Consider the following 12,660-nt stretch of genomic DNA (forward strand, 5'->3'; position numbering starts at 1 on the left):
GTATTCCTCTGCCCTTCACATCAGGCGATCAGTCACTCATGCCGCCGTCTTGTCGGCCAGTTCGACCTTGGCAAGCTTGATCAGCCCGCCGTAGACGACGAAGGCGACCACGACACCCACGACCGGCGGCATGAAGGGGGAGCTCCAGGCACACAGGCAGGCGATGGCGTAGGCGGCGAGGCCCGGCCAGTGGTAATCCACCTTGGGCATCTCGGCGAGACGCGGATACTGGCCTCTGTGGCCGAGCCAGAAGTTGGCCATGATCACGCCGCCGATCGGTGGAATGAAGGTGCCGAGCAGAATCAGGAACGGGATCAGCCACTCATACATGCCGAGTACCGCCAGCACCGTGCCGATGGCCGCGCCGCCCAGGGTGACACGCTGACGATGCGGTGTGCGCAGCAGGTTGCAGCCGGCGATGGCGAAGTTGTAGATGGTGTTGTCCTGGGTGGTCCAGATATTGAGAAACAGCATCAACACCGCGAGGCTGACCAGCCCCTGGGCAATCATCACATCGACGATATCAGCCTGCTGATAGATCATCGCGCCGAGCGCACCGGTCAGCACCATCAGACCATTGCCGACGAAGAAAGCCGCCAGCGTGGCGATCACGGCGATCTTCGGCGAGCGTGCGAAGCGACTCCAGTTGGTCGCCTGGGTGCCGCCACTGATGAAGGTACCGATCACCGCCGTGATGGCGGCCGTCCAGCTCATGGAATCCGTGGGCGTCAGTGCCGCGAGTCCCGCCATGCCCCCGACATCGACCATGCCGGTATAGAGACTGAACAGGATGAACAGCAGCATGGCCGGCACGGCAACCCGCGAGAGCATGTCCAGGCCGCGATAGCCGATCATCGCCGTCAGGCAGAAGGCGAAACCGAAGATGACCATCAGCGGCGTGGTCAGCCATTCCGGCAAGCCGAGTGTCTTGACCAGCACGATGGCGATGGTCGCGGTGCCCCAGGCGTACCAGCCGATCTGGGTGAAGCCGAGCACGAAGTCCGACAGACGGCTGCCCTTCTCGCCAAAGCACAGGCGGCCCATCAACACCGAGTTGAGGCCGCTCTTGCAGGCGATGTAGGCCAGCGCCGCCGCATAGCTCCCCAGCAGCAGATTGCCGATCACGATGATCCACATCAGCTCATTGAGTTCGAAGGCCGCGCCCAGTGACCCACCGGCCCACATGGTGGCGGTGAAGAAGGTGAAGCCGAGCAGCACCATTGAAGTGGAGAGCAGCCCACGTCGTGCCGAAGCGGGGACTTCGCTCAAGGGATAGTCATTGCCTGCGGCCGGAGCCAGCGGTGAGGTCTGTGAAGTTGATGAGCGGTCATCTGCCATGCGGGGTATCCCTCGGACTCGTGCATCGCGCCGAGTCTCTTCGTGTGAGGCCGTGTCAGCCGGAGTTAAGGTGCCATGCTCTCTCGCCATCTGGCAGGTCGCTCTCATGGAACGCTGCGCTCGACGGGCAGCGCGTCGGTCGATGAGAGCCTGCCAACCGCTGGCGAAGTGCGGATGAGCGGGACTGGCGGTCGCCACCCTACCACCACGCAAGAAACGCGCCAGTCCTTGAGATGCCCGCGTACCTGTCCGCGGACTGCCCGGCGCCATAACTTGTCCTTGGCGTCAGGATCTCGCGCTGAAGGGGGTGTGAGGCAGCCATTGGCGCAGCAATGCCCTCTCTGACGTATCGCTTGCGTCACTTGGCCGGTGATGGCGCAAGATCCCCGTAAGATGCCCTCAATATGGCAGTGATCCACAAAAACGCCACGCGGCGCACTCTTTCAGTGCAGCGCGTGGCGTTGATCGCATCGTCCTTCCCTCACGTCATAACCTGACGCCGAGTGCAGGATGCAAATTTTTTCAGACATTCCCGGTCAGAGGGGCCTCAAGCGCTTGCCAGCACTCCTTCACTGGCATTGACCTCTTCGCTGTCCATCAGACGCAATCTGACAGGCACCGATTTCGAGGCCGGCGTATTGCTGCGCGCATCACGGTGATCCAGCGGAATCAGGTCATTGGTTTCCGGGTAATACGCTGCCAGACAGCCGCTCGGGATATCGTAGGCCTTGAGCTTGAAGCCGGCCATGCTGCGCTCGACACCATCCTCACTCACGGTTTCCATACGCACGCGCTGGCCCTCGGACAGGCCGAGCGTTTCCAGATCCTGCGGGCTGATCATCACCACCATGCGCGTCCCGTAGACGTCCCGATAGCGGTCATCATTGGAATAGACGGTGGTGTTGAACTGGTCATGGCCCCGCATGGTGCTGAGCAGGAAGGTACTGTCCATGTCCAGCGTCTCGTGGGTGACCTTGTCGAGGCCCTGTTCATCGGTGCCAAGTCCCTCGGGGAACAGGAAGTTGGCGCGCCCGGAGTCGGTGTGCCAGATGCGCTCACGCGGGGCGATGCGGATGTGGAAGCCCCCCTGCGCCAGGCGAGCATTGTAGTCCGGGAAGATCTGCGGGAAGACCTGTTCGATACGGTCGCGAATGCGCGCGTAATCCGCCTGCAACCAGTCCCAGTCCAGGGTGGGATGCGCCGGCAGAGTGGCCTTGGCCAGCTGACAGGTGATGGCGATCTCGGAGTGCAGGCTGGCATCCGCCGGCGCCATCACGCCGCGCGAGGGCGAGACATTGCACATGCCGTCCTCGACACTGGTGGTCTGCTCCGCGCCCTTGCCATCGGCGCCGGCCTGCAGATCCCGCTCGCTGTGACCCAGCGTCGGCAATACCCAGCCGTGCTTGCCGGGATGCAGATGACTGCGATTGAGCTTGGTGGCGATATGCACCGTCATGTCCAGCTCGTGCACCTTCTCCACGATGCGCTTCTGGTCCGGAATCGCGCGGAAGAAGTTGCCGCCCATGCCGATGAAGGCCCGTGTCTCACCGCGCAGAATCGCTTCACAGCATTCGGCGACATCATGGCCGTTGTCCCGTGGGCACTGGATGTCGAAGACGCGATCGAAGGCATCCAGCATCGCGCCGTTGGGGAGGTTCTCGATACCGACGGTGCGATCCCCCTGCACGTTGGAGTGGCCGCGCACCGGACAAGGCCCGGCGCCCGGCTTGCCGATATTGCCGCGCAACAACAGCAGATTGACGATCTGCTGGATGGTATCGCCACCCCGCGCATGCTGAGTGATGCCCATGCCCCAGCAACAGATCACGCGCTCGGCTTCCAGATAGGTCTGCGCCGCCTGTTCCAGTGACTCCCGCGACAGGCCGGACATCTCGACCAGATCCTGCCAGTCGAGCTTGCGGCAGTGATCGGCGAAGGCCTCGAAGCCGTGGGTGTGCTGGGCGATGAAGTCATGATCCAGCAGCCCCACCGTATGCGGATTGCGCTCACGCAGTGCATCGTCGGCCTCGATCACGTACTTGCACATCGCCTGCACGGCAGCGAGGTCACCGCCGATGCGCAGTTGATGGTACTGGGTGCTGATCTCGACGCCCTTGCCGCTCAGCATGTCCCTGGGCGATTGCGGGTCGGCAAAGCTCACCAGCGCCCGCTCGCGCAGAGGATTGAAGCTCACCACCTCGGCACCACGGCCACGCGCCTCGTGGAGATCGCCCAGCATGCGGGGACTGTTGGTGCCGCTGTTCTGACCGAAGATGAAGATGGCATCGGCCTGCTTGAAGTCCTCGAGGTTCACCGTCGCCTTGCCGATGCCGATGGATTCCGGCAGTGCCCGGGAGGTGGTCTCATGACACATGTTCGAGCAGTCGGGGAAGTTGTTGGTGCCGTACATGCGCCCGAACAGCGAGAACAGGAAGGCCGCCTCGTTGGAGGTGCGCCCCGAGGTATAGAACTCGACCTGGTTCGGGTCGTCATACTGTTTGAGACGCTCACCGATCTCGGCGTAGGCCGCCTCCCAGCTGGTGACCTCGTAGCGATCCTCAGCCGCGTTGTAGCGCAGCGGGTGCGTCAGGCGCCCTTCCTTCTCCAGATGATGATCCGTCCACTCGCGAAGCTGGCTCACGGTGTTCTGAGCGAAGAGCTCATCGCTGACGCGTTCACGCGTCGCCTCCCACGCCAGCGCCTTGGCACCGTTCTCGCAGAAATTGGCCCCCTTGGGCTTGTCACCATTCGGCCAGGCGCAGCTCGGACAGATGAAGCCATCCGGCTTGTTCATCTTCATCAGGCTGACATGCCCGGCGATCGGCAGGTGCTCCTGCCAGAGGAATGTCTCCACTGCCTTGAGCGATGGCCAGCCGCCGCCCGGCGGACGATCAAGCTGGCTGCCGGAAAGCTCGCGGGAAAGGTCAGGCGCATGGGACCCCTTGTGGCCGAAGGTGCTGGAAGAAGCGGGCCAGGACGTGGGCGCGTCGTGTGACATGTCAGAACTCCTGCGCGGTGCGTGCTCGATCAAGAAAGAGAAAGTAGCAGGCAAGATATGAGCGATACCTCATCTCTTGCTCTCGCGCGGGGGATTTTCAAGGGCAGCCGGCGTTGCGCCCTTGAAGTTCTTTCGATCCGCCACCAGAGTTGTACATACCTGACACAATGAGCTCGAGAAAATGCGCTGACACGGCGAGCCCCTGACAGACGTGAGCCGTCCTCTGGAATGCTGGAACTCCAAAAGCTTGAAGGGAGAAGCTGAGAGTCCGGCAAGAAGAGAGACAGGCCACGCGTCTCGCCCAGCCACTCGACAAGCTGACGCTGATGAGGAGCCCGAACATGACCATCTTTGAAGCCCTGCGCGAGACCCACGACGAACAACGCCGCCTGCTGGACATGCTGCTCAAGACCGAAGGTGACAGCGAACCGCGCGATGACCTGTTCAAGCGCCTCAAGGAATCGCTCACCAACCATGCGGGAGCTGAGGAGCGCGCGCTCTACATCCCGATGATGGAGCACGACATGACGCAGGAAAAGGCGCGTCATAGCGTGGCCGAGCACCATGAAATCGATGAGCTGGTCGAGAAACTCGAGACGACGGACTACAGCTCGCCGGGCTGGCTGGCCGCCGCCAAGCAGCTTGAGCATCTGGTGACTCACCATCTGGACGAGGAAGAGCAGGAAGTCTTCCAGCTGGCCGGTCGCGTCTTCGACGACGCCACCAAGCAGCGACTCGCCGATGAGTACCTGAAGGACATGAAGGCGCGCGAAGCGGCCTGATACGTCGCCTGATGCCTGACGCCTGACGCTCGACAATAGCCAGGCAGGACATGACACGGGCTGGCCACATGACGTGGCCAGCCCGTTGTCGTTGATGGCGGTCGAGAAGTTGAGCGAAAGAGGCTGACGCCCCGGCCGCACGACATTACCGGCGGCGGCTGCCTTTCGCCCCGGCACCCTTGAATGAGCCACCAGCACGCTTGCCCTTCTTCTCTCCCTTGCCCGCCCCTGGCCCGGTCTCGGAGGTCGCGGAACGTCCGACATAGCGGGCGATCCAGATCGTATGCCTGGCTCCGGACGTGCCATGGGCATACACCTGACGTGCCTCGGCCTTGAAACCGGCCCGCGACAGACGCTGCGAGAAGCGCGCATCGGCCGTGGCCGACCACACTGCCAGAATGCCGGCAGGTCGCAGTGCCCTGGCGCATACCGCCAGCCCTTCCGCGCTGTAGAGCCAATCATTGTCGTCAGCGGTCAGCCCCTCCGGGCCATTGTCCACATCCAGCATGATGGCATCGAAACCGCCAGGTGCTTCGCGCAGCACCTCGGCCACATCGCGATTCTCGACGGTCGTGCGCGGATTGCGGATCGGATACCCCGCCTTGGCCCCCAGCGGGCCGTCATTCCAGGTGATCACGCCCGGCACCAGCTCGGCGACCACCACCTCGGCATCTGCCTTGAAGTGCGCAAGCGCCGAGGCCAGCGTGAAGCCCATGCCCAGACCGCCGATCAGGACACGCTGCGGCGCCGACGGCGTTCCGCGACTCTTCAGCAGGCCAGCAGGAATCTCTGCCAGCGCGTCTTCCGAGCCATGCATGCGGGTATTCATCAGCTGCCCCCCCTTGCCGCTCTCGATCTTGATGACGAAGTCCTCACCATACTCGAACAGACAGAGCGAATCCGTGGTACCGGGGATCGGGGCGGTATCGAGCAGCACAAAACGTTTCATGGCATATCCAGGCTAGAAGAGATCACGCGACAATCGATACCTGCAGGCAACTCCAGCCGGGGCGACGCGCATTGACGCAATATCCCGCTGGCAGGCATCTGCATGATCCAGAGGAGCGTTATCCTACCAGCCATGCGCGTCATGGCGATAATGAGCCAGTCACTCCACAGGGATACCTGCCAGAAAGGACAACAGCAGTGGCAACGGTTGAGAGACAACAGAGCCCCTGCAACAGAACTGGCACATTCTCGTGGTATCTCTAATACTGGCTAGGTGGTTACGAAAATCCACAATCGTTAATCAATGGAAGTTGCATAATGCAAAACGCTGGCGCGAAGGTGCCAGACACGCGGCAGCGATGCTCTCTGGCTTGAGCGCCAGCCAGACCACGGCCTGCTCGGGAGATCGTGCCCGCCACGCACGTCACTCGGATCATTGCCTGACCCCGCCTTGAGGCGACACACTATGGGGAAAGGCGGTCTGCGGGACAGGCGAGATGGTGATTTCGCACGACGATTCACGCACGCAAACAACGACACCTATAACAGCGACGCCTGACAGAAAGACACTCTCACGTGGCGGCATACGCCGCCATGACCAGCGAATGACACGCATCATCCGCACTCGGGACACCGAGTGCCATCTAGGGGAACCACCGATGCCACACACCAACCCAGAGCAACTGGCGACCATCAGTGCCGAAAAGGTAGAGGAACGCTTTCGCGGTCTGCATCCCATCGTCGCGCTGGTGTCAGCCACGCGACTGATGCAATACCTGGAGCGTGAGGGCCTGATGCTGCAGGCACACCGCCGCCTGTGTGCCTGCATCATCCGAGAGGCCCTGCCCACGCTGGAAGCCGGTCCGGGGCATGACCCCGAGAACCTGCCAGAGCTCAATGTCCAGGCCTCACCCCTGCAACGGGAGCAGGCGCTTGCCCCCGCCGTGGCCTCCGTCTCGCCGCAGGGGGCCCCCACCCCGGCGACCGTGCACGACAAGCCACAGGGCGTCGTTTCCTGAGCCGTTGACACCTGGCCTGAGCCGAAGGTGACACCCCCGCCCGTTGCTTTCCCCTGAGCAACGGGCGTTTTCATTGGTGGCTTGACCCGGCCCCACATGAACATCAAGTTTTTTGAATGTAGGGGTTTGAATCCGCACGAAGATCCACATGTCATTCAGGTAGGCGTTCGCGTCTGAAGGCGATTGCGTCGTCATCATGATTCACGGACAAGGAGTGACAGCATGAGTCAACTACAACCCCCGCAGCATCAGGATCATCAACCGGGTGATGAACATCGCATGCAGCCTCGCCCCGAATATATCCGGGAAGGCTATCAGGGCAGCGGAAAGCTCAAGGGCAAGGTCGCCGTCATCACCGGAGGCGACAGCGGCATCGGGCGCGCCGCCGCCGTCCACTTCGCGCGCGAAGGGGCCGACTGCATGATCACCCACGTTGGCAGCGAGGAAAAGGACGCCGAGGAAACCATCCGACTGATCGAGGCCGAAGGTCAGAAGGCCAGCCGCATCGCCGGTGACATCGGTGACCCGGCCTTCTGCCGCAAGGTGATAGAAGGCACGCTGGAGGAATTCGGCAAGCTCAACATCCTGGTCAACAACGCCGCCGAGCAGTACGACTGGAATGACGTGACCGAGATAGATGACGAGCAGCTCGAACGCACCTTCAAGACCAATCTCTTCAGTCACTTCTATCTGATCAAGGCCGCCGTCCCGCATCTTTCCAAGGGCGACTCCATCATCGCCACCTCCTCGGTCAACGCCTTCAAGGGCAATGACAGCCTGATCGATTACAGCGCCACCAAGGGGGCCATCCAGGGGCTGGTACGCTCGCTGTCCGGCACGCTGATGGACCGCGGCATCCGCGTCAATGCCGTGGCCCCCGGCCCGGTCTGGACACCGTTGATCCCCGCCAGCTTCGAGGATGACAAGGTCGCCGAATTCGGCAAGCAGGTACCGATGGAGCGCCCCGGGCAACCCAGCGAGATGGGCCCGGCCTACGTCTATCTGGCCAGCGACGATTCAAGCTACATGTCGGGACAGACGATCCACCTCAATGGTGGCGTCGTGCTCAACACCTGATCACGATGCGTCCTCGAACGCTTCACTGCGCCAGCGACTGGTGATCACTGTCCGGCCAGCGACGAGACGATCACCACGCAGCAACACCAAAGGCCACCCGATCCGGGTGGCCTTTTTCACATTGCCATAGGGGTCTGCTCAAGGAATGCGTGCCGCGTCTCAGCGCTTGTGCCGCGTTCGAATCACCTCTTCTCCCGGCCAGCATCAGGCCCTCCTGTCGCTCCGTATCAGGCATTTCACACGGCTGGACAGCGTTGGCCTCTCTATTCTGGTAGCAGCCCAGGGAATGCCATGGGCAGGAAAGGAACGTCACTCGCGCTGCAGGAGGCCTGCATGTCCAAGCTGATTCTCTCGCTGGATGGTGGCGGCATACGTGGGGCAGCCACCGCCCGGTTTCTGATGCATGTCGATGCGACACTCAAGCGCGACCACCAGACCACACTGCGCGACTGCGTCGATTTCTACGCAGGCACCTCTACCGGCAGCCTGATCGCGCTGGCGCTGGCTACCACCGACATGAGCCTCGAAGACATCAGCGGGCTCTACAGCGCAACCAATGCCAGGAAGATCTTCGTCGACAATCGTGGCTGGTTCGAACTCGATGGGATCAATGCGCCCAGGTACGAGGCCCGGGGCAAGAGCGCGATGCTCAAGAAGCATCTCGGCCAGGCCAAGCTCCGGGATGTCCCTGACGGCAAGCAGGTCCTCGTCGTCACCTACGGGATAGAGAGACGCCGCCCGCATGTCTTGAAGTCGAGCAAGCGCGAGCATCACAAGCTGCTGGCCTGGCAGGTCGCGGATGCCTCGAGCGCCGCGCCCACCTACTTCCCGACCCGCGACATGAAACTCGGGACGGACAATGAGCAGACCTGGCTGATCGATGGCGGCGTGATCGCCAACAACCCGACCATGTGCGCCATCGCCGAGGCCTGTCGACTGTGGCCGCATGACACCCGGCGCGTGCTGTCGATCGGTACCGGGACGCGCACGCGCAAGATCAACGGCCCGGATTCCCAGCATTGGGGCGCGGTGCAGTGGATGCTGGAAGGCAGTCTGATCGACGTGCTCTCCGACGAGAAGGTCGTCGGCTATCAGGCCATCACCATCTCGCCGCCGGGCAGCTACATCCGCGTCAACGCCGAGATGCGCCCGCAACCGGGATTGCCCAGGGCGCCTGACGATGCGATGGACGACATCAGCGTCACCAATATCCAGCGCCTCATGGGCATGGGCGACTTCTGGTTCGCGCAGTACGGCGAGGCAGCGGTGGCGCTGATCATGGACCACTATCGTGGCCCGTCGCTGGACCGCATCGACCCCGCCACCGGCAAGCCCGAGGCCTATGAGCCTCACTGAGCACGCCTTGCGCGACGCGAACTCGGAGACGCCTGTCAGCGATTTTGCTACTCTGCGCTGCCATGCTCCACGCCGACCCGAGTGTCCCCGATGCCCCAAGGTAGTTCGCAAGTGTCTCGCCGCCCCGCCACCCGCCTCCTGATAGCGCTCAGTCTGTCATTGGCGACCCTCGCGCCCACCTTGACGCCGGGTATCGCCCTGGCAGCCGACGACATGCACTTCGACCAGCCGGAAGCCTTCGCCACCTTGAAGAAGGCGGTCGGCTATTTCGATGAGATGGACACCTTGCCGGAAGAGGCATGGATCAGCCGCGATCAGGCCTCCGCGCGCAGCGATATGAACGAGATGATCAAGGAAGCCATGCAGGCCCTCGACGTGCCGGAACTCTCGACACTGCGCAGCACCTATCGACAGGTCGAGGACAAGATACGCGAATCGCGCCGTGAGATTTCCGAGTTGAAGGAGAAGCGTATCCTGGCGCCCGACACCGAGGTCTCGACGCTGACCCGCTTCACGCCTACCGATACCCTGCGCGAATTCACCGCCAGCACGCGCGGCGATTACGATCTGCTGATCGCCGCGCATGAGAAGAACATCGCCGCCTATCAGGGCGAGCTGACCACGCTGGAAGGCAAGCTGGCCGCGCGACTCGAGGAGATCGGCATCACCCTGACGCCGGACCAGGTTCAGGTGTGGCTGTCCTCGGTGGTCGGCGATGATGTGCTGACCATGAGTGTCGTGTTCGCCAGCATCAAGTCGGTGGCCCAGCAGCTCGCCGAGTTGACCCGCGACAGCGGTGAGAACCTCGACTACGCGCGCCGTTATTACGGCATGGTGGTCATGCTTCACCGCATGATCGTGACCATGCAGCAGGACTTCATCACGCGCGTGAATGATGAGGTATTGCCGCAACTGCAAGGCTTCGCCGACGAAGCCCAAGCCACCACGCGCGAAGCCCGCACGCTGATCAAGCAAGGCGGATCACGTGAGAGTCTGGAGAACAACATCCGCGCCAATGCGCTGACGCTCAAGACGATCAACCTGTATCGCTCGCTGGTGAGCGAACAGCGCGACCGCGTCAAGACATCGCTCACCAAGAGCGAACGCGAGCTTGCGGTGGCGACCAATACCTATCGCACCGTCAAGCTCAGCGCGCATGTCGCCGACCTCATCCGCCAGGGCGTCAAGACCTTCGACACCCTCGCCGGCCTGCAGGTACCGGTAGCCACCAGCTTCGAGAACAGCGCCATGCGCGAGGAATTCCGCAAGCTGACCGAGCGCATGCAGCAGGCAAAATAACATACGCGCTCAGCGTCGATATCACGCCTTCGCCCTGCCGGCGAAGGCATTTTCAATTCTGGCGTCGGATATCACGCATCGCCAGGATACTCTCGAGGGTACGCCGTAGGCGCGCCACCTCGTTGACAAGGCTATCTCCCGCCAGCATCCCCACCCCGAGCACCAGGCCACGACGAGAATCATTGGCACTACATACCGGACTCAACGGCCGCACAATCAGATGCTCTTTCATGAGCAGCTGTGCGACACGTTGATCATCAATGTCAGACTCCAGCTGTACGCACAGGCTGATCCCCCGTGATGGCGGCGAAACACTGACCACTCCCTTCACCTGACACAACTGGTCGTGCACCACCTGTTGGCGACCCAGATAATCGCGCTGGATGCGCTGATACCAGGCATCGAGATCACCATCGGAGATGAACTGGGCCAATACCGCCTGATCCAGCATACGTCCCTCGCGGAATACCTCACTGCGCAGCCGATTCATCGGCCCGGCCAGCGCGCGCGGCACCACCAGATAGCCCAGCCGCAGGCCAGGAAACATCAGCTTGGAGAACGAGCCGACCAGCAGGCGATTGTCGGCGTCCGGGTCAAACAGCAGCTGATCATGGTCATCGCCACTGAACTCGTAGTCATCCTCGAGGATATAGGCGGGCTGACAGGCCTCGCAGAGCACCAGCTTGTCACGCCGTGAGGTAGGGACACTCAAGGGATAGTGATGCGAGCCGGTGAAATAGGCGATCTGCACCGGACGACGCTCCAGCAGGGCGATCTCGTGGCCCGGGGCATCGGCGGTGTCATCCCGGGGCCGCCAGGGAATCAGCTGGGTCTCGAGTCCGGCGGCCAGAAAGACATTGCGTGCCCCCCAGTAGCAGGGCGACTCCATCACCACCCGCTGGCCGGCGTCCGCCAGCGCCAGCGCGCACAGCTCGATGCCGTGGTGGGTGCCCTCGGTGATGATGATCTGCTGGGTATCACAATCGATGTTGCGCCAGCGGCGCAGAAAATCCCGAATCTCCCGCTTGAGCGGGCCATAGCCACCGCTGGAATACGACAGCAGCAGCGCGTTGTGGGGCACCGTGACGCTGGCATACAGCTGACGCCACTTGCGCATCGGAAAGCGCGCGATATCCGGAATGCCCGGCACGAAGGCGCCACTCTGGATCAGACTCGCCCCCTGCCCGCCCAGCACCCGGCGTGCGCGAGTGGAGAGCGGCAGTGGCGCAGGTGCCTCGGGCGAGGCGCTGCCGGGTCTCGCGGCATATGGGCGGCGCGTCCAGGTGCCCTGACCCTGCCCGGTGTGCAGATAGCCTTCCTCGATTAGCGACTTGATGGCCAATGACAGGGTGTTGCGTGCCACGCCCAACGCCTCGCACAGCTTGCGATGCGCAGGCAGCCGTACCCCCACCGGCCATTGCTCACGAATCATCTCGAGCAATGCCTGCTCCAGCCGCACCTGCTTGCCCAGGGCCTGCGACTGGCGGCGATAGCACTCGATCAATGGCTCAAGCGTGGCCAGTTCCATGCAGGTCTCCCGATATCGTTCATGTAGCACGTAACGTCCATACGCTGCATAGATCACGTGAGCAACCAGCCTGGCTGTCGGGGTACAGCGCCCATTCATCCCTGATTATCCGCAGTCCACCAAGATTGGTCCAGTCAAACGCTCAATTGGTCTATTCGCCTGAACAGTGGCCGCTGATAGCGTGTCCCTCAGGCGCTGCCTACTGACTGATGCTCACAGCCCACGATGGCTAGATCGCTCCTGCGATGTCGACAGGAGCGAATTTTTCCCACAAGCCTCAGCCAGCGACAGGACTGACCTTGCACCTGCTTACCC

Annotated in this window: 9 protein-coding genes; 5 read left to right on the forward strand and 4 right to left on the reverse strand. The window is 62.4% G+C overall.

The window, feature by feature from the left end:
- Positions 1-36 precede the first annotated feature (36 nt).
- Both codB and BOH68_RS08795 read right to left on the reverse strand, forming a co-directional pair.
- Positions 37-1,338, reverse strand: coding sequence for a cytosine permease (codB, locus tag BOH68_RS08790; protein ID WP_077376118.1), 1,302 nt, complete (start codon positions 1,336-1,338; stop codon positions 37-39).
- A gap of 547 nt (positions 1,339-1,885) precedes the next feature.
- On the reverse strand, positions 1,886-4,336 hold the full coding sequence (locus BOH68_RS08795) for an FdhF/YdeP family oxidoreductase (protein WP_077376115.1): 2,451 nt from the start codon (positions 4,334-4,336) through the stop codon (positions 1,886-1,888).
- A 341-nt stretch (positions 4,337-4,677) separates the two neighbouring features.
- On the opposite strand from BOH68_RS08795, the gene BOH68_RS08800 reads away from it, so the two are divergent.
- Entirely contained in the window at positions 4,678-5,118 is a 441-nt protein-coding gene (locus BOH68_RS08800) for a hemerythrin domain-containing protein (RefSeq protein ID WP_077376112.1), read from the forward strand.
- Positions 5,119-5,263: 145 nt separating this feature from the next.
- On the opposite strand, the gene BOH68_RS08805 is transcribed toward BOH68_RS08800, so the two are convergent.
- On the reverse strand, positions 5,264-6,067 hold the full coding sequence (locus tag BOH68_RS08805; protein ID WP_219815807.1) for a spermidine synthase: 804 nt from the start codon (positions 6,065-6,067) through the stop codon (positions 5,264-5,266).
- A 658-nt stretch (positions 6,068-6,725) separates the two neighbouring features.
- On the opposite strand from BOH68_RS08805, the gene BOH68_RS08810 reads away from it, so the two are divergent.
- The 4 genes from BOH68_RS08810 (at position 6,726) to BOH68_RS08825 (ending at position 10,817) form a co-directional block, all read left to right on the forward strand.
- Complete coding sequence (locus BOH68_RS08810) at positions 6,726-7,085, forward strand: hypothetical protein (RefSeq protein ID WP_077376109.1); 360 nt, start codon at positions 6,726-6,728, stop codon at positions 7,083-7,085.
- A 222-nt stretch (positions 7,086-7,307) separates the two neighbouring features.
- Entirely contained in the window at positions 7,308-8,162 is an 855-nt protein-coding gene (locus tag BOH68_RS08815; RefSeq protein ID WP_077376106.1) for an SDR family oxidoreductase, read from the forward strand.
- A gap of 333 nt (positions 8,163-8,495) precedes the next feature.
- Positions 8,496-9,518, forward strand: a complete 1,023-nt coding sequence (locus BOH68_RS08820; RefSeq protein WP_077376103.1) for a patatin-like phospholipase family protein — start codon at positions 8,496-8,498, stop codon at positions 9,516-9,518.
- A 111-nt stretch (positions 9,519-9,629) separates the two neighbouring features.
- Positions 9,630-10,817 carry a hypothetical protein gene (locus BOH68_RS08825; protein ID WP_219815805.1) on the forward strand — a complete coding sequence of 396 codons (1,188 nt, stop codon included), beginning with the start codon at positions 9,630-9,632 and terminating at the stop codon, positions 10,815-10,817.
- A 52-nt stretch (positions 10,818-10,869) separates the two neighbouring features.
- Here the strand turns inward: BOH68_RS08825 and BOH68_RS08830 are convergent, their stop codons facing one another.
- Positions 10,870-12,345, reverse strand: a complete 1,476-nt coding sequence (locus tag BOH68_RS08830; protein ID WP_077376100.1) for an aminotransferase-like domain-containing protein — start codon at positions 12,343-12,345, stop codon at positions 10,870-10,872.
- Positions 12,346-12,660: the final 315 nt, after the last annotated feature.

It is taken from the genome of Cobetia sp. MM1IDA2H-1, assembly GCF_002916775.2.
GTDB classification, from domain to species: Bacteria; Pseudomonadota; Gammaproteobacteria; order Pseudomonadales; family Halomonadaceae; genus Cobetia; species Cobetia marina.